We start from the raw sequence: 20,290 nt of genomic DNA, 5'->3' as shown, positions 1-20,290 counted from the left end.
CACGGTCATCGAGCCGGCCTGACCGACCCGCCAGACGACTCGCCGATCAGGTGAGTTTGCCTAAGGCAGTATCCGTCATCCTTGAAGAATTGACCAGATATCTGGTTAATCTTCCGAAAACTAATTGCCCGCGCCGAAATTACTGCAGGTCAGAACACTCGAACATGCCATCGAATAGATCGTGGAGACCAGTTGGTACTGACGTAGCTAACAGACGGCTAACTTAGACCAGGATGGAGATGAACAGTTCGACCGACTCCGGCCCACGCCAGATCTCGATCTCCTCCCGGTACGCACGGGTGATCTCGGCGGACGCCGTCGCATCGTCGACCTGGGCCCACACATCCTCGACCGGATCGTGGTAGTCCCCGTTCGGCTCGAACCGAGCGTAGACACCCTTGGGCACCTTGACCAGTACGTCACCGACCGGAACCGCGCCCGGAGCGGAGTACTCGAAACATACGACGGCGTTGTAGTTTCCGGCCGGATCCGGCACGTACACCGTGTACATCGGCTGGTCGGCGCCCGCGCGGTCGCGTAGCCGATCCTTGAGGAATTCGATCAGGTCGCTATTGCTGACCTTGAAACTCGGACGTACCCGCGGCACCACCAGACCGCCGTAGATGGCCTCGCGGCGCACCACGATCGCGTATGTCATCGCGCCTCGACCGCCAGGTAGAGATCGATCTTGTACGCGTGCGGATAACACTCGAAATCGCCGGTATAGGTGCGTTTGATCTGGTTGTGTTCCTCGGCGTAGGCGATCTGCGTCCACAGGTCGGTCATCACCTGCGGGAAGTTACCGACCGAGGAGAATCTGGCATAGGTGCCGCGCGGCAGCCGCGCCACCAGGTGACCGCGGGTGACCTCGCCGAAGGACACGCACTCATAGCCGACGATCTGGGTGTTGTAGGTACCGAGTTCACCGGAGTAATCGGTGTACGCGCTGGCCAGCTGGCCGCCGAGTTCCTGATGCAGCACTGCCGCCCACGCGGCCTCGAGGTCGTGGTCACGCAGTTCCCCGAGCGCACGTTTCGGGCTGCGCACCGGGAGCCCGGCAACCCACGTTTCGTCTCGCTCGACGATTTCAAACTGCATGGAAAGACTCTTTCGAGGTGAACCCGGGGGCGTTGCCCGCATCCGGACGGCCAGGAAGGCCATGCTATCAACTCGACCGCGTGGTCCGGCTCACATGTCCGGTCCGTTATGCACACCTCCCCACGGCGTTGAACTGGTCGTGCGACCTGTACGCAAACGGATGGCTATCGATACATACCTGCGGCAGCATGTGATCGTGTGCGAGACCATCGCCGAACTGGATGCCGCGGTCGCGGATTGCTTCGCCTGCCCGCGGCTGGTCGCCTGGCGGGAACGAGCGGCCAGGGAGAAGCGCGCCGCGTACCGTGACGAAACCTATTGGGGCAGGCCGGTTCCCGGCTACGGTCCGGATGACGCACGACTGCTGGTCGTCGGGCTCGCCCCAGCCGCCCACGGCGGCAATAGGACCGGGCGAATGTTCACCGGCGACCGCAGTGGGGATTTCCTCTATGCCGCCATGTACAACGTCGGGCTGACCAATCAACCGACGGCGGTGCACCGCGACGACGGGCTGCGGCTGATCGGCGCTCGAGTCACCGCGCCGGTGCACTGCGCGCCGCCCGACAATAAGCCGACACCCGACGAGCGGGATCGCTGCAGTCACTGGCTGAAGACCGAACTGGGTCTGCTCACACCGACAGTGCGAGCGGTGGTTGTACTCGGCGCGTTCGGCTGGCAGGCGCTGCTTCCGGTGCTTGCCGCATCGGGCTGGACTATGCCGCGTCCGCGTCCCAAATTCGGGCACGGCGCTCACGTCGTGCTGCCGCCGACCGTCGATGACCGAGCGCCGCTGCACCTATTCGGCTGCTACCACGTCAGCCAGCAGAACACCTTCACCGGTCGGCTCACCCCCGACATGCTGGAGGCGGTGCTGGCCGCCGCGGCGACCGCCGCGGGTCTTCCCGGCCGCCGGAGCTGAGCAGCGAGTCAGGACGGCGCGGTGATCTTGGTAATGACGGTGATGCCTTCGTGGGACGTGACGCTGACGAACTGTCGATAGGTGCGCACTGTCGCATCTAGTCGGAATTCGGTGATGACGACGTCGAAGCGGCCGTCGAGCATCGGGGTGATCATTACGCAGTGCTGGGTGCCGGGCGGAATCGATTTGATGCCCGCATCGATCAATGCGACCGAGGACACCGCCGCATCCGGTGTGGTCAGTGCGCGGGCATCCGAGGCCGAGCGAGTCATGTAATAGGCGTATTGGAAGGCCAGGATCACATCCGGTCCGGAATCGGTCGAGCCGGTTCCGTTGCCGCGCACCAACTGTTCGGTGCGCGTCGGCTCGCAGTTCGGTCCGCCACCGAGCACCGGATCGGTGATCGTGGCCGTCGACTGCCGGGTATTGCTCGCCTCGGCCGTGTACACGAGCACCAACGCCACCGCCGCCAACGTGCCGAATATTGCGGCACTGCCGACCAGCCAGGGCCGACGCGCCGGACGCCGCTTCCGGCGATGTGGGCGCGCCGGTGGGAGGACATGCGGTGCCGGTCCAGGCGGGAGCATGCCCGGCCACAGCGGATCGGTCGCGCGACTACCGCGCGTGCCGACGTGCCGGGGGATGGCAGCAGGCGGGGTGGGTGAACTCTGCGCGGCGGTATTGCCGCCGGACTCGGCCGTGTTCGACGACACCATGATCTCGCCACACCCCTTCACCGTGCCGCTGGGGCGACCCTTTCAATGCCGTTGTGCAATAACAAGATTGCATAGATGCGCCGGTAAGGCGACCGAATGGGCCGGACAGAACCGGTCAGTGGACCAGCACACTACGCTGCAACCGCCTGCGGATGCGCGCGCTTCCTGCGACTTTAGAGGTTTCCCACAACCGCCGGGCCTAAGGTTCGTAATGACGGGCATACCGTGATCAATCCGCGCCGGTATGCTCTTCCGGAAACGATGTCCAGCGGAAATACCAGCTCAGCAATGCATTTCAACGCATTCGGGGGCATAGTAGAACGCCTGCGACGATGCCGTACGACAACGATGTCCGGCCGCCGTAGTCCGTCGAACGCCTGTCCAATTCGGATAAGGCACTCGCCAGGACACCGAAAACTGCGTTATCGGAAGAGAAACCAGGAGTGACTCTCGTGCGAAACCTCTTTGCCGCCGACGGGCGATTCCCGAATATCGTCGTGACAAGTCTCGCGGCGACCACGTCGATCGCGGGTGATGTCGACGCGACGTGGAAGGGACTGCTCAACGGCGAGAGCGGAATCGACGTGTTGGAGGATCCCTTCGTCGAGGAGTACGACCTCCCCGTCCGCATCGGCGGTCAGTTGAAGGTTCGCCCCGAGACCCTGCTGACGCGGGTCGAACAGCGTCGGATGTCCTATGTCGAACAGCTCGCGACGGTCCTCGGACGCGAGGTGTGGCGCAATGCGGGCAGTCCGGAGGTGGATCCCGAACGGCTCGGTGTGGCGATCGGCACCGGACTCGGTGGCGCCGATGCGATCACCGATGCGAACACTAAGCTGAAAAATGGTGGCTATCGCAAGATTTCGCCGCTGGCCGTGCAGATGATCATGCCCAATGGTCCGTCGGCGGTCGTCGGTCTCGAATTGAAGGCGAAGGCCGGCGTGATCACGCCGGTCTCTGCGTGCTCGTCCGGGTCCGAGGCAATTGTCAACGCATGGCGGATGATTGCGATGGGCGACGCCGATATGGTCGTCACCGGCGGCGTCGAGGGATATATCGATGTCCTCCCGATCGCGGCCTTCACCATGATGCGCGCGATGAGCACCCGCAACGACGACCCGAAGGGCGCCTCGCGTCCGTTCGACTCCGACCGCGACGGTTTCGTCTTCGGCGAGGCCGGTGCGCTGATGGTCCTCGAGACCGAGGAGCACGCCAAGGCCCGCGGCGCGACTATCCACGCGCGCGTGCTCGGAGCCGGAATCACTTCCGACGGTTACCATTTGGTTGCTCCGGCGCCCGATGGTGGTGGCGCGGCACGCGCGATGACCCGGGCCATGCAGATCGCAGGTCTGACCCCGAAGGACATCACCCACATCAACGCGCACGCGACCGCGACCCCGATCGGCGACACCGCCGAGGCCAATGCGATCAACAAAGCCGTCGGTAACCACGCCTCGGTTTACGCGCCGAAATCCGCACTCGGCCATTCGATCGGCGCGGTGGGCGCGTTGGAATCGATTCTGACCGTACTCAGCATCCGCGACGGCGTCGTGCCGCCGACGCTGAACCTGGACAACCAGGATCCGGAGATCGATCTGGATGTGGTGCACGGCGAGGCGCGCAACCAGGAGATCGAGTACGCGATCAACAACTCGTTCGGTTTCGGCGGGCACAATGTCGCGCTCGCCTTCGGCCGGTACTAGCGGACGAGAATGGCGCGCGGGTAGAGCAGTTGGAAGCCGAGCTTCTGGACGTTCTGCTGTGACTTCGAACCCGGCAGGGTCGTAACCACCGCGAGGTCACAGCCCGCGGCCGCCGCGGCGGCGAGGCGCATCGAAAGCAGTGCGCCCTGCACGCCGCGGCGGCGGTATTCGGGAAGGGTTGCCGCACCGCATAATTGGGCAATGCCATCGCTGAGGCGCAAGCTCGCGCCACCGACGGGCTTACCGTCGATCATGGCGAGCGAGCCGACGAAACCATTCGTCGCGGTGAGGTCCCGCTCGGCGCGTTCGATGGCCTCGCGCGGGAATTCCTCATGGGAGGCGACGCCCTGAGTGTCCGGGGTGGCGAAGCCGTCGACGACGACATTCACCCAGGTGTCGAATTCGTCGTGCCCGACATCGCGGATCTCGACGCCCTCGGCCGGTCGCGCCTGCCGCCCCGGCTCGAGCCGCAAGCCCAGCACATTCTCGAAGCCGAACAGCACATAGCCGCGCCGCGTCAGGCGTTCGACAACGGTCGGATCGGCCAGCGTGGAGACCTCGACCTGGACCGGCGCTTCCCGCTCGGCGAAGGCTTGTTCGACCGCGTCCAGCTCGGCGTCATCGAAGGCAGCGCCGTTCATTCCGACGCCGACCACCTTGTCCAGCGGTGAACCCGGGCCCGCCCACACCGCGAGGCCGCCGCCGATGGGCCGCACCAGCACTCGCTGCTGCGGGTCCCGGCGGGCGGCCGCGCGAGCACCCTCCTCGATCAGCGTGCGTTCGGCGTGCTCGACCCGCGCGGCGAGGTCCTGTCCGGCGAATAAACCGGGGGCGGTTTCAGTTGGCATGAGGAATTACTACCTTGTCGGTAGCGCCGGATTCACCTGGTTTTAGCGCCGAGCGGGTTCGGCGCGTTCAAAGGTGGCCACTGCTCACCAGCGGCTTTCGATTCACTTGTGCTGGTTGCCGTCCTGAGCGAGGACCGAGCGGCGTGACGCGCGGCCTTCTCTACGGTCGCGCCGATGAACCGACCCTCAGATCGCCGAAATGGCCACTGCGGCCGCACGACTAGCAGACCCGCCTCATGGTGGTCCGACGAAGCGCTATCCGACCACGGGCGGTGGTGCGAATCCGACTGCAGAAGGTGGTTCCGCAGACGCTCGGCGAACTATCGTGGGCGTTATGCCTGTTACCGACGGTACCGAACCGCCAGTCATCCCCGGGGTGCGCCGGACGTTCGTGACAGCCCGCGATGTCCGGTTCCACGTCACTGAATCCGGACCGGAGGACGGTCGCCCGGTCGTGCTGCTGCACGGCTGGCCACAGCACCACTACGCCTACCGGAATCTGCTTGCCGACCCGCCCGAAGGACTGCGGATCATCGCCCCCGACCTGCCCGGATACGGCTGGTCGGGTGCACCGCCGCATCGGTGGTCGAAGGAGGAAGTGGCCTCCGATGTGTTAGCCCTCCTCGATGCGATGGGCCTGCGACGGGTGCTGCTCGTCGGCCATGACTGGGGCGGTTACATCGGCTACCGCATGGTGCTGCGTGAACCCGACCGCTTCGGCGGCTACCTGGTGCTGAATATGGCCCATCCGTGGGTACCGCCGACGACAGTCATGCGACAGATCTGGCGCCTGCTCACTTACCAGCCGCTGGTCGCCACCGTGGGCGTACCGCTGCAGCAGCGCACCCGCTTCCTCGAATGGCTGATCAGAGGGGCGATCACCGACCGCAGCACGGTCAGCCCCGAGGTGATCCGCATCTTCGCCGACCGCTTCCGCGATCCGGTCTGTGCCCGCGCCGCCACCGACACCTATCGCACCTTCTGGCTGCGCGAAATTCCGAATGCCGCACGTCATCCCGAACGCCGCCGCGCCACCATCCCGATCCGCGCCCTGTTCGGCGTAGACGACCCCGCCGTCCACCGCTCCCTGGCGGCCGCCGAAACGGCCCGCGCCGACGACTACACCTTCGAACCGGTCACCGGCTGTGGACATTTCGTCGCCGACGAACGCCCCGGACTTGTCCGCGCCCGCTTGATCGAACTTGCGGCAGACACGAAGTAGCCCTTGTCACTCCGGCTTTCGCACCCATACCGTTGGCCGCCGAGGCATTCAATGCTGAGGTATTCAATGCTGAGGTACTCAAAGCTGAGGTACTCAAAGCTGAGGTACTCAAAGCTGGGCGCGAAAGACTGAGGAGAACCTATGACCCGATTGGCAGTCGTGACCGGTGCGTCCTCCGGCATCGGAAAGGCAACCGCTGCGGCCCTGGTCGCGCGCGGCTTCCAAGTGATCGGGACGAGCCGGAATCCGGAGTCGATCGCGGCCGCCGACCGAGTGGCCGATGTCGACTATCGCGCGCTCGATCTGACCGATGCCGAGTCGATCGCCGAATTCGTCGACGGCCTCGACGGTGTCGACGTGCTGATCAACAATGCGGGCGAGAGCCAGGCCGGTCCGCTCGCCGAATTACCGACCGCGGCGGTCGAGCGGCTGTTCCAGCTCAATGTGCTCGGGCCGGTCACGCTCACCCAGGCAGTGCTCCCCGAAATGCGGAGCCGAGGTTACGGCCGGGTTGTCATGGTCGGTTCCATGCTCGCCAGCTTTCCGATGCCATACCGGTCCTCTTATGTCGCAACCAAGGCAGCGGTGCGGGGATTCGCCACGGCGGCTCGATTCGAGGAGTCACCGTTCGGCGTGTGGATCACCACCGTCGAACCCGGCCAGATCGATACCGGGCTGCGTGAGCGACGCACCAAGTACATCGACGAGAACTCCCCGCACACAGCGGATTTCACCCATTTCATGACCGCACTCGATCGACAGCAAGCCAAAGGCATTACGCCACAACGGGTTGCCGCCACCATCGTCTCCGCCGTCGAGGCCAGCCGTCCGCGGCCGTTGTACGCGGTCGGCAGCAACGCACCTGCGATGTTCGCGTTGCGCCGCCTATTGCCGCGCACGGTCATCGAGAAGGTCATCGCCAGGGCCTATGGGTTGTCCCGGTGATTTCGGCAATGACATCATTGGATGCATTCGGCCCCGCCGCTCGGACAGGTGAGCATCGGCGGTGTATGCGGCTCCGGCGACGGCGGCGGCTGATAGGCCCCATGGCAGATACGTCCCGTTCGGCTCGAACAACAGTCGATTGATCTCCGCCAATGCCGACATGGGCGGCAGGCCCGCGATCACAGCAACAGCGGCGAGGCAAATGCGTCGTCTTCAGCCAACACCCCGTGCGTGGCTGGCTATACGCCGCCGAATATCGGCCCGGCCTTGATCATTTGTGCCGCGATGCGCCCGGCTCTGCCCTCGGTAGCGCCGAAGTCACCGCGATCACGGCCAGACCGGCATCGCGAATGATGCGGTCGAGATCGTCGATGATGTCGCTTATCGCATCGCGCGTCCGATCCGCCTGCGCGGATGCGGCTGATTCCCTGTCGAATTCGATACCGATCTTGTTGAGCTGCAGCCCGGTATCGAGCAGATTTCGCACCAGATTATCCGCGATCTCAGCGAAAGCGACTGTGCTGCTGTCCAATTCGCCGCCCTCGGATTGCCGATGCGTGGTGTGGTCGAACCGCTTGTCCCACATAATAATCCCTTTTGCCGGACAGGTTCCCTGACTGCCACGGCCGCCGGTTGCCTGGAGTTCGTTCAGCGCCGGAAGTACCCCAGATCCAGCTACCGCAAACTCCGGCAGCGGCAGCGGCGGTCTCCGGTCATGAACAGGTGTTGCAGAGAGTGTGCTGAAGCTATTGCCATGAGCGCCGCGGCGGGGCAGTGTGAACATGTCGGTGGCGCCAGCGGGGCGCTGCCCTGAACACCCGAGGGAGTCGCTCGTGTACGCACGTTCTACGACTATTCAGGCGCAACCCTCCGCTATCGATGCCGGGATTGCGCATGTACGCGACGAGGTAATGCCGGCTGTGGAAGACATACCCGGCTGTGTCGGACTATCGTTGCTGGTCGATCGCCAGTCCGGCCGGTGCATCGTAACTACCTCATGGGAAACCGAAGATGCGATGACCGCCAGCGCCGACCGGGTCCGCCCCATTCGAGATCGTGCGGCCGCGGCATTCGGCGGCGGCGGCACCCAGATCGAGCAGTGGGAAATCGCCGCCCTACATCGTGACCACCGCGCAAAGCAGGGCGCCTGCGCCCGCGTTGTCTGGGTCAAGACGAACCCGGATCGTCAGGACGCGGCGATCGAGACATACAAATCCCAAGCTCTACACGGCATGGAATCCCTCGACGGGTTCTCCAGCGCGAGTCTCTTGGTCGAGCGCGCGTCCGGCCGTGGCGTCTCCTGCGTCACCTTCGACAGCGCCGACGCCATGGAACGCAATCGCGAGGACGCAACCGCCCTGCGCGAGCGAATCACCCGCCAAGCCGGTATGCAGGTCATGGACATGTGCGAGTGTGAGCTGGCCATCGCCCACCTCCGCGTACCCGAATTGGTGTAAATCGCACGGCTGTGGCTCCCGACCGGTTGACCGGTCGGGAGCCGTCGGCGTCGCGCCTGATCCACCACCGTTTCATGCGCGCATTCTGTCCGGTGCTGAAATGCCGAAGAACTCGGCAAGCATCCGGCGTCGACCACTGCGCACCTGCTCATCGGTCATTCGGCGGGCGCGTACTACAGGCATGGGATCGCCGCGAGACCCCAGCGCAGCTCGCCGCGCCAGCGGCCGCGCTCGTCGACCAGCTTCGGGCATGCCAAGCTGGCGGGATGAAGTCGGAGGCGGCGGAGATACTCGACATCCTCGATCAGGTGATGGCGATCGTGCAGGCCGGGCCACAGGATATGAGCTGGCAATCTCGGTACACGGATGCGGCGGAGCTCGTGGACGATCTCACCGACCATTCCGAACTGATTCGGCGAGGTGATATGAGCCGGTTGCCCGATCTGAGATTTCTGTTCATCGCGACCGGCCCGCTGTGTGAGATCGCGGCCAGCAGTGGGTGGTTGGAGACTTACACGGTGCTGGGAAACCAATTCGATCGATTGTATGAGCGGTCGCGGTAGCGTGATGCCGGCCGCAGTCCGGATGAACAGGCCATCCTTGCGACCGCGTCCGACAACACACTCTACTGCCGCGACCCGCGCTTTCGACCGTGCCGATCGCACGCCAGTAACGGCTGCGCCCTGTTTGCTTGTGCCGCGTCAGATAGCTTGTCAGGTATCGAGATCCGTCGGGCACGGTCATACGGCGATGCCGCGGGGTCTGTAGTGCAGCGTTTCGACTGCGCTCGGCAAGCGAGCCGGATCTGATAGCGCGGCAACCTATCTGGACGGGGCACCAGCCCAGCAAGACTTCCCGCGTTTCCGCACTGCGCCGTATTGCAGATTTCCGGTCGATCGAGAGGGCCGATCGTTGAGGGCACAGGGCGTTTTCAGGGGTGGGTCGAACCAGAGCGCTTCGCGCAGCGTGGTCGCGACGGTGTCGGTGATGAAATACTCAGGGGGCCCAACGCTTTTCGAGCCATGAGGCCTGGCTATCGTTGCCGGCGACGATCAGCCTACGGGGAGCGTGAACGTGACCGGAACTGCGCGGCTACCGGCAATCGAGGTCATGATCCCGGTAGCAGCCAAGGATCTGCCCAGCCTCGACGCCTGTATCACCGGGCTGAGGGCACACTGTCGCAATCCGATCCGATCGGTGAATATCGTCGGATCCGCGCGCCTGCATGCACAGGTACGGACCGACCATATGGTGCAGTGGATCGATGAGGAAGCGGTCTCACCGACACCGGCCGCCATCGAGGCGACCCTGCGCACAGCCGGCGGTGATCACCAGAATTCGTCCTGGTATTTCCAGCAGCTGATCAAACTGAGTTGCTTCCGCATCCTGGCGAGTACGGTCCAGCACCTGCTGGTGCTCGACGCGGACTACGCGCTCGTCGAGGATGTCGTGTTCGTCGAAAACGACGGCAGATCCTATCTGGCACTCGGCTATCCGCTGCAATGGCGCCTCGACACCCGCCAGCACGCGATCCCCGACCGCCACTCCGCGATCACCGCGGCGACCCGGCTGCTCGCCGAATGGCGGCCGGTCGACCCGTACAGCGGGATGCAGCATCACATGGTGTTCGACAGACAAATCCTCGCGGACCTGATGCGGCGAGTCGAAGACCAGCACCGGCGACCGTTCTGGGAGGCATTCCTGACGACGATTGAACACGCCAAATGGACCGGTGCTTCGGAGTATGTGCTCTACCGCCACTTCGCGGCGAAGTTCTTCCCGGAACAGATCCGGTCACGGCACCTCGACGCCATCGACATCATCCAGCCCGCCGAAAACGCTTTGTGGACATTGACCGACGCTGTCACCAGCCTCCGCCGGGCGGGAGTCAAGGCGATCGGATGCCACAGTTTTCTCAGCTACCGCAACCGAATCGCCACAATGGACTACATACCCGACCAGTTACGCAGCCAGCTGCAGACAACACCCGGGGCGCTGATGCTCGACCTCAACCAAGGCGCCCTCCACATCACCCCCGCAACCCCACCCCTGGGTCACGCCGAGCGCCTGCGTCGAACCCCAGGTCGTGGGTGAAGTGTCGTTCGCCCAGTGACGGCCGCTCTCGCCTGGCGGTTGAGTCCAGGAAGATGGTGTACGACCTAAACGCCCTTGCAGCGCAGGGTGTGTCGTAACCAGGAATTGGGTGGCCACCGCGTGATCCCCATTGGACGCCAAGCACTTGGTCCTTGGCCGGGAACGGGCACTCGGACAACCTGCCGATGGGCAAGTAGTAGTAGTTCTTAGCAAGAACAATCGGGCAATTCTCGACCAGTATTGTGCCAGCAGCCACGTCGGACGCAGTGGTTGCCCTTGAGGCGCTTGTCGCTGGTGCTACAACGGCTATTGAGGTAGGGCTGGCAGGTTGTGGCGCGTCCGGGGCCGTAGCCCGCCCAACGAACACCCCAGCACTGGTGAGAGCAACGATAAGGCCCGATATCGCCGTGATCCATGCCGGTCCGATGTCGCCGATTTTGCTTCGAGTGGCGCGGTCAGGTCTAGGCGTGTCCTGATCGGATGTAGGTTGCTGGCGGTTCGGCTGGTTCTCACCGGAGCCCCCGCCGGCGGATTCTGCTCGCTCACGCGGCAGAATCTATGGCGCTACCGGCCTCTCTGTCATGAAACATATTGCTAGACACTAGATCTGTTCGTCGAATCCTTCGGGATGACATTGCGGATGACCTGTTGGGCGGGGCCGGCGAGTGCAGGTTTTCTTTCCAGGGCTCCCAAACTTTCCCGCTCTCTACCTGGCTCATCAAGGCTTCCGGCTCCTGCGCTCTTCGCGAATCTGGCCAGTGCATCTCCGATCGGTGAAGCTTCCGTATGGCACTCCCGAAGTGGGGCACCAAATCCGGCACGACGGGGACTCAGCACGCGCAGAGACCGGACACCAGCGCCTTCTCGTTGGCCAGCTGGCCGTTGAAGCCGAATTCGACCTGATCAGGGGTGGCCGTCGATAGGCGGGCTCAGCGTGGTGCTTCGCCTGGGTGCAGCCAAGTCGCGATGTTGTGGACGTAGTTCTTGTAGATGGTCAGCCGGGAGGCGTCGGCTTTGATTTGGGTGCCGGGCGGCTCGCTGACGAATGATGGTGCGCCGCAATCGAGATCCCAGTTGTAGTCGGCGAAGTGGTGGAATGTCGATTCGGCGAGTGCACGGCCGATCGGTCGGCCCGCCGCAGTGAGTTCTCCATCCAATACGACTGCGAGGTTGAATCGGCGGCCGGACACTTTGCTTCGGCCTTGGGCGAGAACGGTGGCGTGGGGCACGCATGCTGTTACCGCGCCCTCGTGTGGGTGGGCCGGGAACCATTCGATGTGGCCGCTGGTGGAGGCGCTCGTGCGCAGGAGGGCGTGCGCCGGGTTGTCAGCGAAGATGGGCTGATAGTCGCCGTTGGCGCCGGAGTGGTAGTTGGGCCAGGAGATGGCCGGTGTGTCCTGGTCGTCGCGAATTCCGCTCGCCTCGGGGTTCTTCATGTGGAAATGGTTGACCTCGCCCAATGAGCCGAGTCCGAGGAGACTGCTGCCCAGGTCCTGATGGTCGCGTGCGGTGAGCACGCCACCGCCCTGCTCGCGGAAACGCACAATCGCCTGCGACTCGGCAACGGTGAGGCCGTCGCCGATATCCACGGCCAGCAACCATAATTGGTCGAAGTCCATGGTGTCGAGGCGGCTCAGAATCGGGTCGTTCTCGCCGCGGCTGACTCGGTTGCGCGTGATGACATCGTGGCCCGCGGCGCGTAGTTCGTCAGCCAACAGTGTGAAGCGACTGATGTCCCAGTCGTCGGTGCGCTGGGTGATCGTGGTTTGCAGCAGGATCTTCGACATCGAAAATGCCCTTCCTTACGGAGCTCACTGTGCGGCCGGGTCCTTACAAAGGACCGAGGACGCCGCCGATCTGTGACATCGGGGCCAGGGGTTGCCGCTCACATCGGATCCGAGCGGAGCGGATCGTGTCACGGTTCGCCCGCATGTCTTGTCCAAGTTGCTGACACACCTGACGACTTGCCGAGAAGAGGTTCGATATGGACAGCACTGGCCGAGCCATACAGACATTGGAGGATCTGCGCCGACATCTGCAGTGGGCGATCGAATTGGAACACGCGACCATACCGCCCTACCTATGCGCGCTGTACTCCTTGGAGCCGGGACGCAATACCGATGCGGCACAGGTGATCGGCAGCGTATTCGTGGAGGAGATGCTGCATCTGGCATTGGCCGCGAATCTGCTGAACGCCGTGGGCGGCGAGCCGAAAATCGATGCACCGGAACTGCTTCCGGCCTATCCGCACCCGCTGCCACACGGCGATCGGTCGTTGCAGATCAACCTCGTGCCGTTCGGATCCATTGCGCTGGAACAGTTTCTGGCCATCGAAAAGCCGGCTTCGGCCGACGCGCAGCCCGAATCCGATGAGTACGAAACGATCGGGCAGTTCTACGCGGCCATCGACGCCGGTATCCGAGTCCTGTGTGACACCCTCGGCGAAGACGTGGTCTTCTGCGGCGACCCGGGACGCCAGCTGAACGAGATGCACTTCAACAGCGGCGGCGGCAAGGTCATCCCCGTGCACGATCTGAAGTCCGCGCTGTCCGCGCTGGCGGAGATCATCGAGCAGGGTGAGGGCGCGGCACGGACCGAAGTGTGGGATGGCGACAAGGACGTCTTCCATCCCGAACGCGACGAAGTCGCGCACTACTACCGCTTCGTCGAACTCGCGCAGGGCCGCCGGTTTCAGCGCGGTGACACCCCACAGTCCGGGCCGACCGGCGAGGCGGTGCAGATCGATCAGGCCGGGATTCTTCCGATGCGCCCGAATCCACGCACGACCGATTACCCGCAAGGCAGTGAAATCCGCCGCGCACAAGAGGAATTCAACAACACCTACTGCCTGCTCCTGTACCTGCTGGAGGACACCTTCAACGGCAGTCCCGCCCAGATGCGAGATGCCGTCGGGGCCATGTACGCGCTGAAGTCGCAAGCCCAGGCGCTGATGAAGATGCCAAGCGGCGTCGGCTCGATGACCGCGGGACCGACCTTCGAGTACGTACCGCCCGAGCAGCGGGCGTAGAGCACCGACCGGTCTGTCACAAATCCGGCCTGCTGTCTTGTCCTAACTAACGATGTGTTCGGCCGAGTCGCGAGATAAGAGCGGGAGCGCCGGGTTTCAGACGGCTCCCCGGAGTACGCGTCAAGCAGAGCGTGACTGGTCCCACCCGCCGCCGCACATACGACGGATCAAGCGGATTCGAAAGGAAATCACCGTGAGTACAGAACCAGCCCACCAGGTCGAGAATCGGGACGCCGAGCTACTCGCCCCCCGAATCGCTGTGATCGGGAACGTCTCCGGCGCGCCGCAGATCCCGGCCGGCGCCGAGGCCATGACAATTCTCGTCACGCTCCCTCCGGGAAGCCCCGGGTCCCCGCCGCACCGGCATCCAGGCCCCGCCTACGGCTATGTCCTCAGAGGCGAGGTCATCTTCGAGCTCGAGGGCGAGCCGCAGCGAATCATCAAGGCGGGGCAGACATTCTGGGAGCCTGGTGGCGACACCATCCACTATCACGACGGCAATAACCTCACTGATGCCGAGTCGGCCTTTCTGGTGACGATGTTCTGCGCCCCGGGCCGGCCGATGCTGATTCCGGTCAGCGAGGACGAACTCGAGCAGCGCCGCGATCGGCGAGCGCCCCGCGCATAGCGCGCCCGGTCGGCCACCGTCACAAAATCGCCGACTGTCCTGTCCTTGCTACAGGGGAACCGCGTCGGCCCCGCACACAGCGTCAACGAAAGGAATGACCATGAAGATCGTCGTTATCGGTGGCACCGGGCTGATCGGCTCGAAGGTTGTCACGCGGCTGGGCGAACACGGCCACCAAGCGGTTGCGGCCGCGCCCAATACGGGAGTGAATACGCTCACCGGTGAAGGAGTCAAAGAAGTCCTGCAGGGCGCGGACGTGGTCATCGACGTCTCCAACTCGCCGTCGTTCGCCGACGACGATGTCATGAAGTTCTTCCGGACCTCCACCACCAATCTGCTCGATGCCGCGGGTGGAGCCGGGGTCGGCCACTACGTCGCCCTCTCGATCGTCGGTACCGATCGGCTGCCGGAGTCGGGGTACTTCCGGGCGAAGGTGATGCAGGAGGAACTGATCAAGGGATCCGGTCTGCCGTACTCGCTGGTGCATGCCACGCAGTTCTTCGAATTCGCCGGTGGCATAGCCGATTCCGCGACCACCGGCAGTGAGGTGCGGTTGTCGGGCGCGAGCGTGCAGCCGATGGCCGCGAACGATGTCGCGGCCGCTGTGGGGCGCGCCGCGGCGGGCGCACCGAGCAATGGGACCGTCGAAGTCGCGGGCCCGGAGGTATTCGGACTGGACCAGTGGATCCGCACGGTCCTGATCGCTCGCTCCGATCCGCGTGAGGTCGTCACCGATCCGCAGTCGCGGTATTTCGGTGCGGTGCTGAAGCTCGACAGCCTGTTGCCCGGCCGGGACGCGCAGATCGCGCAGACCCACCTGTCGGAGTGGCTGGCGCGCCAGTGATCCCGGACGAACGTCAGATCGCGACCTCGGCACTGGTGATCGGTACCGGGGGTGGCGGCCTGCGGGCGGCGATCGAACTCGCCGAGCGCGGCATCGATGTACTGATGGTCGGCAAACGCCCGAAGGCCGATGCCCACACCACACTCGCCGCCGGCGGAATCAATGCCGCGCTCTCGACGATGGACCCCGAGGACAGCTGGCAACAGCATGCGGCGGACACGATCACCGAGAGCTATTTACTGGCCCGCCCCGATACGGTGCGCATCGTCACCGAGAATGCCGCGCGCGGAATCGAGGATCTGGAGCGGTGGGGGATGCCCTTCGCCCGCGAGGCCGACGGGCGTATCTCGCAGCGGTTCTTCGGAGCCCATACCTTCCGGCGCACCGCGTTCGCGGGCGACTACACCGGCCTGGAGATCCAGCGAACGCTGGTGAACCGTGCTGCGCAGCTCGGCATCCGAATCATCGACACCTGTTATGTGACTCGAATCCTGGTGCGGGACAATGTTGTTTTCGGCGCGTACGGTTTCGATCTCGACAATGGCGCACGCTACACGTTCCGGGCCGACGCGGTGATCCTCGCCGCGGGCGGGCATACCCGGATCTGGCGGCGCACGTCCTCGCGTCGCGATGAGAACACCGGCGACTCCTTTCGGCTCGCGGTGCTGGCGGGCGGGCGAATCCGGGATCCGGAGCTGGTGCAATTCCACCCGTCCGGGCTGATCGAGCCCGAGAATGCGGCCGGCACACTGGTTTCGGAGGCCGCGCGCGGCGAGGGCGGTGTGCTCCGCAACGCCGTGGGCGAGCGTTTCATGAAGCGATACGACCCCGAGCGGATGGAGCTATCGACCCGCGACCGCGTCGCACTGGCCGCCTACACCGAGATCAAAGAGGGTCGAGGCACAGCGAACGGAGGTGTGTGGCTTGATGTTTCGCACCTGCCCCGGGAGACGATCATGCGTCGGCTGCCGCGCGTCTATCAGACGATGCTCGAGTTGCAGATGCTCGATATCACCCGGGATCCGATCGAAATCGCGCCCACCGCACACTATTCGATGGGTGGCGTCTGGGTGCGGGCGCAGGACCACGGCACGGGTGTCGAGGGTCTGTACGCGGTAGGCGAGGCGTCCAGCGGTTTGCACGGTGCCAACCGGCTCGGCGGCAATTCGCTGATCGAACTGTTCGTTTACGGCCGGATCGTCGGAGCGGCCGCGGCGGAGTACTCGACCGCGTTGTCCGCGCAGCGGCGATCGGAGGGCGCGCTCGCCGACGCCCGTCGTGAGGTCGACGAACTGCTGGCGGCGGACGGCCGGGAGAACGTGCGGGCCCTACAGCGCACGCTCCGCGACACGATGACCGAGCATGCCGGTGTGGTCCGCGACGACGCCAGGCTGCGAAAGGGTTTAGCCGAACTCGACGGGCTCGAGGAACGAATGACGGATATCGGGGTGCACCCCGATCCCGCCGGCTTCCAGGATCTGGCGCATGCCTTCGATCTGAAATCCTCGGCGCTCGCCGCCCGCGCCACCTTGGACGCGGCCCTGGAACGGCGCGAAACGCGAGGCTGCCACAATCGTTCGGACTACCCGGAACTCGATCCCGAGTTGCGCGTGAACCTCGTGTGGTCGGGGTCCGGGCGCATCGAACGGGAAATGATTCCCGACGTTCCAGCCGAAATAGCCCGCCTGATGCGTGATGTGTCGACTATCGGGAAGCTGGTCGAATGATCCCGGCGCGCAATCGAATTGCCGAAATTTTCAACCAATCAATAATGAATTCAGGGAAAGGTCCGGAGCTATGAAGGTCGCGGTTTTCGGTGGTACGGGATTGATCGGATCCAAGGTCGTGGACCTGCTGAACACGCAGGGCCACGAGGCGGTGCCGCACTCGATATCCACGGGCGTCGATGTGATCACCGGGGAGGGGGTGGACAAGGCGATGGCGGACAATGATGTGGCGATCAACCTGACGAATTCGCCGACCTTCGATGCGGCGTCCGCGGACTTCTTCCGCACGTCGATGGACAACCTGGTGGCGGCCGCGGACAAGGCCGGTGTCCGGCACTTCGTCATCCTCTCGATCGTGGGCGTGGATCAGGTCCCGGATCTGGACTACTACCGGGCGAAGGCGTTGCAGGAGCTCATCCTCGCGAACGGACCGGTCCCGTATTCGATCGTCCGGGCAACGCAATTCATGGAGTTCATCGACTCCGTGCTGACCTGGACCGCCGATGACGAGACCGTCCGCCTGCCGAGTACTCCGATTCAGCCGATCGCCGCGGCGGATGTCGCCGCGACCGTGGCGGAGGTGGCGGTCGGCGCACCGATCAACGGTGTGCTGAATGTCGGTGGACCCGACACCTATCCGCTTACCGAGCTCGGTCGAATCACCCTGTCCGCGAAGGGAGATCAGCGCACCGTGACGATCGACGAGACTGCCGGAATGTTCGCCGCCGCTCCGGGGGACGTGCTCACCACCAAGGGTGACGCGCGGATCGCGCCTACCCATTACCTCGACTGGCTCCGCTGAGTCCTTGGACAACACAACGGGCAAAGCGGTGGAAGACTTCTCCACGATCAGGCCACGGCTGTTCGGCATCGCCTACCGCATGCTGGGCAGCGTCGCCGACGCCGAGGACATCGTCCAGGACGTGTGGGTGAAGTGGCAGTCGTACGAGCAGCGCGATTCGGTCCGCGATTCCACCGCTTTCCTCGTCACCATGGTCACTCGGCTATCGATCAACGCCACGCAGACCGCGCGTGCGCGTCGCGAAACCTATATCGGCCCATGGCTTCCCGAGCCGGTGGACACCAGCACCGATCCGCTGCTCGGCGCCGAAAACGCCGAGGCATTGGAGACCGCGATGCTCATGGTACTGGAGCGGCTCACGCCGACCGAGCGGGCGGCTTTCGTGCTGCCGGAAGCCTTCGACTACCCCTATGGTCGAATCGCCGATGTGCTCGATGTCAAGGAAGCCACCGCTCGCAAACTCTTGAGCAGGGCGCGCCGGAGCATCGAGACCGAGCGCCGGGTGGCGGTCGATGAAATACATCGACGTCGTTTGCTCGCAGCATTTCTTGCCGCCGCACGGGCCGGTGACTTCGACGATCTGGAGGCGTTTTTCGCCACCGATGTCGCCAGTTACGCCGATGGCGGCGGCAAGGTGCGCAACGTCTCGCCGATCCCGGTGCTGGGGCGTACCCCGGGTGGCGAAGTACGTGGCGGCGTTCGCCTCGCGTTTCTGGGCCGGAACCGCTGTCGAGCCGATCCAAGCCAACGGTCGCCCCTCGGCGCTGATCTCCCGGGATGGCATTCCGGTTGCTTGGCTCACGATCAGCGCGTCCGGCAACGAGCGTATCGACGGTATCTACTGGGTTTTCAACCCCGAGAAGATCGCCCGAATCGCCGCGGCAGCCGCGAACCGGCCCGCGGCGGAGTGATGGTGATCGCCACGACTGCCGCGGCGACGAATGCGACCACCGCAACCGTCACCACCGGAATTCCGGCCGTGGCTACCGGTGCGATGAGCACCACCGCCGCCGCACCGAACAGCACTCGTGCGCGAATCGGAGTGCGCGCAGTGATTCCCGCATGCGCCACCCACAACAGCACCAGGAACAGCGCGGTCGGCAGCGCCACCGCGTAACCGGTGACGAGTGAGCTCGATCCGGTATCGCCGCTGCGCACAGCGACTTCCAGCCCGGCGCCGAGCGCGGCCAAGGCCGCGAAGACCGCGTAATGGGTGTAACCCCACAGGAATGACCACGTTCGCCGTTCGGTCAATCCCTCCCCGCTCGGTTCGAGTTCGTACAGCCACCACACCGCGAACAAGAGGATCAGCCCCGAAAGCGCGGTCACCACGAGCGATGGGCGGAACCCGCTGTCCAGGGCGTCGGCGATACCGGTGGATACCGCGAGCACGCTCTCGCCGAGCAGGATGATCGTGAAAAGGGCATAGCGCTCGGCGATATGGTGCGGATGCCATGCGGTGCCGTGCGCGCGCTCGGCCCATATCGGTACCGCGAGCTCCGCGGCCGCGAGCGCGAGGAACGCCAGATGCGTTGTGAATCCGTGGAATACGCCGAGTTCTGCCAGTAGCAAGCGCAGCAGCCACAGCACTTGGAGTACCGCGATGCCGGCCGCGTATCGCAGCGCGGTCCGTCGCCCCGTCGGGTCCTCCCGTGCCGCTCGGAGCCATTGCGCCGCCAAGGCACCGCGCATCACCAGGTAGCCGAGCGAGATCGCCAGGTAGTCCTCGTGCCCGAACGCGGCGGGCACGCCCGCGGCCAGCACCAGCACACCGGCCATCTGTGCCAAGGTCAGCAGGCGATAGGGGACATCGTCGGTGTCGTAGGACGAGGCGAACCAGGTGAAATTCATCCACGCCCACCAGATGGCGAAGAAGACCTGAAGGAACGGCAGCACACTCGGCAGTGGATGACCGGCGCTGACGGTGTGCGCGAGCTGCGCGACGATGGCGGCGACCGCGACCACGAATGTCAGGTCGAACAGCAACTCGAGCTGCGTCGACGCGCGATGGGGTTCGTCGACGGACCTGCCGCGCATCCGGGCATGCAGGAGCACACCGGGTCTCGCGCCGGTGGGGAATGAGGTCGGCGTCGTGGTCATGGATGGCCGCTCCTGACATGGTCCGAGGGTTTGCAAGTAGGACAAGGCAACGGGTGTCATTTGTGACGCGGCGGCGTCACGTCTGCCGCCGCGAAATCGGAGCAGGACTTCCGAATTAAAATGGTTCAAGCCAGGATGATGTCTGCACGGTTGCTGGAC

19 protein-coding genes and 1 pseudogene are annotated in these 20,290 nt (G+C 64.5%); 13 read left to right on the top strand and 7 right to left on the bottom strand.

The window, feature by feature from the left end; translation table 11 throughout:
- Positions 1 to 223 precede the first annotated feature (223 nt).
- A complete protein-coding gene (locus AB0J47_RS06085) occupies positions 224 to 658 on the bottom strand; it encodes an effector binding domain-containing protein (RefSeq protein ID WP_364341071.1) in 435 nt (144 codons plus the stop codon).
- The gene (locus AB0J47_RS06080; RefSeq protein WP_040695392.1) at positions 655 to 1,098 is read right to left on the bottom strand and encodes a GyrI-like domain-containing protein; all 444 of its coding nucleotides are present in this window, start codon (positions 1,096 to 1,098) and stop codon (positions 655 to 657) included. The genes AB0J47_RS06085 and AB0J47_RS06080 overlap by 4 nt, the downstream gene beginning before the upstream one ends.
- Before the next feature lie 160 nt (positions 1,099 to 1,258).
- On the opposite strand from AB0J47_RS06080, the gene AB0J47_RS06075 reads away from it, so the two are divergent.
- Positions 1,259 to 2,017, top strand: coding sequence for a uracil-DNA glycosylase (locus AB0J47_RS06075; protein ID WP_364341069.1), 759 nt, complete (start codon positions 1,259 to 1,261; stop codon positions 2,015 to 2,017).
- Positions 2,018 to 2,025: 8 nt separating this feature from the next.
- On the opposite strand, the gene AB0J47_RS06070 is transcribed toward AB0J47_RS06075, so the two are convergent.
- Positions 2,026 to 2,733, bottom strand: a complete 708-nt coding sequence (locus tag AB0J47_RS06070; protein ID WP_364341067.1) for a hypothetical protein — start codon at positions 2,731 to 2,733, stop codon at positions 2,026 to 2,028.
- Positions 2,734 to 3,185: 452 nt separating this feature from the next.
- Here AB0J47_RS06070 and AB0J47_RS06065 point away from each other — a divergent pair, with 452 nt between their 5' ends.
- Positions 3,186 to 4,436 (top strand): KasA/KasB family beta-ketoacyl-ACP synthase, encoded by a 1,251-nt coding sequence (locus AB0J47_RS06065; protein WP_364341065.1) that lies wholly within the window; start codon positions 3,186 to 3,188, stop codon positions 4,434 to 4,436.
- On the opposite strand, the gene AB0J47_RS06060 is transcribed toward AB0J47_RS06065, so the two are convergent.
- Positions 4,433 to 5,284 carry a GNAT family N-acetyltransferase gene (locus AB0J47_RS06060; protein ID WP_364341063.1) on the bottom strand — a complete coding sequence of 284 codons (852 nt, stop codon included), beginning with the start codon at positions 5,282 to 5,284 and terminating at the stop codon, positions 4,433 to 4,435. The two genes, AB0J47_RS06065 and AB0J47_RS06060, sit on opposite strands and share 4 nt — an antisense overlap.
- Before the next feature lie 334 nt (positions 5,285 to 5,618).
- On the opposite strand from AB0J47_RS06060, the gene AB0J47_RS06055 reads away from it, so the two are divergent.
- Together AB0J47_RS06055 and AB0J47_RS06050 are read left to right on the top strand one after the other, a co-directional pair.
- Positions 5,619 to 6,506 carry an alpha/beta hydrolase gene (locus tag AB0J47_RS06055; protein WP_364341061.1) on the top strand — a complete coding sequence of 296 codons (888 nt, stop codon included), beginning with the start codon at positions 5,619 to 5,621 and terminating at the stop codon, positions 6,504 to 6,506.
- A 141-nt stretch (positions 6,507 to 6,647) separates the two neighbouring features.
- Positions 6,648 to 7,451 carry an SDR family oxidoreductase gene (locus AB0J47_RS06050; protein ID WP_364341059.1) on the top strand — a complete coding sequence of 268 codons (804 nt, stop codon included), beginning with the start codon at positions 6,648 to 6,650 and terminating at the stop codon, positions 7,449 to 7,451.
- Positions 7,452 to 7,722: 271 nt separating this feature from the next.
- Here AB0J47_RS06050 and AB0J47_RS06045 read toward each other — a convergent pair whose 3' ends face one another.
- Positions 7,723 to 8,235 carry a hypothetical protein gene (locus AB0J47_RS06045; RefSeq protein ID WP_364341057.1) on the bottom strand — a complete coding sequence of 171 codons (513 nt, stop codon included), beginning with the start codon at positions 8,233 to 8,235 and terminating at the stop codon, positions 7,723 to 7,725.
- Between the two features lie 49 nt (positions 8,236 to 8,284).
- Here AB0J47_RS06045 and AB0J47_RS06040 point away from each other — a divergent pair, with 49 nt between their 5' ends.
- The 3 genes from AB0J47_RS06040 to AB0J47_RS06030 all read left to right on the top strand — a co-directional run bounded on the left by AB0J47_RS06040 (position 8,285) and on the right by AB0J47_RS06030 (position 11,002).
- Complete coding sequence (locus AB0J47_RS06040; protein ID WP_364341055.1) at positions 8,285 to 8,908, top strand: antibiotic biosynthesis monooxygenase; 624 nt, start codon at positions 8,285 to 8,287, stop codon at positions 8,906 to 8,908.
- A 266-nt stretch (positions 8,909 to 9,174) separates the two neighbouring features.
- Positions 9,175 to 9,471, top strand: a complete 297-nt coding sequence (locus tag AB0J47_RS06035) for a hypothetical protein (protein WP_364341053.1) — start codon at positions 9,175 to 9,177, stop codon at positions 9,469 to 9,471.
- A gap of 511 nt (positions 9,472 to 9,982) precedes the next feature.
- Entirely contained in the window at positions 9,983 to 11,002 is a 1,020-nt protein-coding gene (locus AB0J47_RS06030) for a DUF6492 family protein (RefSeq protein WP_364341051.1), read from the top strand.
- A gap of 929 nt (positions 11,003 to 11,931) precedes the next feature.
- On the opposite strand, the gene AB0J47_RS06025 is transcribed toward AB0J47_RS06030, so the two are convergent.
- Positions 11,932 to 12,789: a hypothetical protein gene (locus AB0J47_RS06025; protein ID WP_364341049.1), complete on the bottom strand. Its 858-nt coding sequence runs from the start codon at positions 12,787 to 12,789 to the stop codon at positions 11,932 to 11,934.
- Positions 12,790 to 12,986: 197 nt separating this feature from the next.
- Between AB0J47_RS06025 and AB0J47_RS06020 the strand changes: the two genes are divergently transcribed.
- The 6 genes and pseudogenes from AB0J47_RS06020 to AB0J47_RS05995 form a co-directional block, all read left to right on the top strand.
- On the top strand, positions 12,987 to 14,030 hold the full coding sequence (locus AB0J47_RS06020) for a ferritin-like protein (protein WP_364341047.1): 1,044 nt from the start codon (positions 12,987 to 12,989) through the stop codon (positions 14,028 to 14,030).
- Positions 14,031 to 14,283: 253 nt separating this feature from the next.
- On the top strand, positions 14,284 to 14,658 hold the full coding sequence (locus tag AB0J47_RS06015; protein ID WP_364341362.1) for a cupin domain-containing protein: 375 nt from the start codon (positions 14,284 to 14,286) through the stop codon (positions 14,656 to 14,658).
- A 100-nt stretch (positions 14,659 to 14,758) separates the two neighbouring features.
- Entirely contained in the window at positions 14,759 to 15,502 is a 744-nt protein-coding gene (locus tag AB0J47_RS06010) for an SDR family oxidoreductase (protein WP_364341045.1), read from the top strand.
- Positions 15,484 to 17,229: an FAD-dependent oxidoreductase gene (locus AB0J47_RS06005; RefSeq protein WP_364341043.1), complete on the top strand. Its 1,746-nt coding sequence runs from the start codon at positions 15,484 to 15,486 to the stop codon at positions 17,227 to 17,229. The genes AB0J47_RS06010 and AB0J47_RS06005 overlap by 19 nt, the downstream gene beginning before the upstream one ends.
- Positions 17,230 to 17,299: 70 nt before the next feature.
- Positions 17,300 to 18,031, top strand: coding sequence for an NAD(P)H-binding protein (locus tag AB0J47_RS06000; protein WP_364341041.1), 732 nt, complete (start codon positions 17,300 to 17,302; stop codon positions 18,029 to 18,031).
- 79 nt (positions 18,032 to 18,110) lie between these two features.
- Positions 18,111 to 18,461 (top strand): annotated as a pseudogene (locus AB0J47_RS05995) (sigma factor); the annotation flags it as partial.
- Positions 18,462 to 18,880: 419 nt separating this feature from the next.
- Here AB0J47_RS05995 and AB0J47_RS05990 read toward each other — a convergent pair.
- Positions 18,881 to 20,131, bottom strand: a complete 1,251-nt coding sequence (locus tag AB0J47_RS05990) for a low temperature requirement protein A (RefSeq protein ID WP_364341039.1) — start codon at positions 20,129 to 20,131, stop codon at positions 18,881 to 18,883.
- Positions 20,132 to 20,290 lie beyond the last annotated feature (159 nt).

Origin of the sequence: Nocardia sp. NPDC049737 (assembly GCF_040674755.1) — a bacterium.
Lineage (GTDB): Bacteria > Actinomycetota > Actinomycetes > Mycobacteriales > Mycobacteriaceae > Nocardia.
This window is presented reverse-complemented; position numbering and strand designations above follow the sequence as displayed.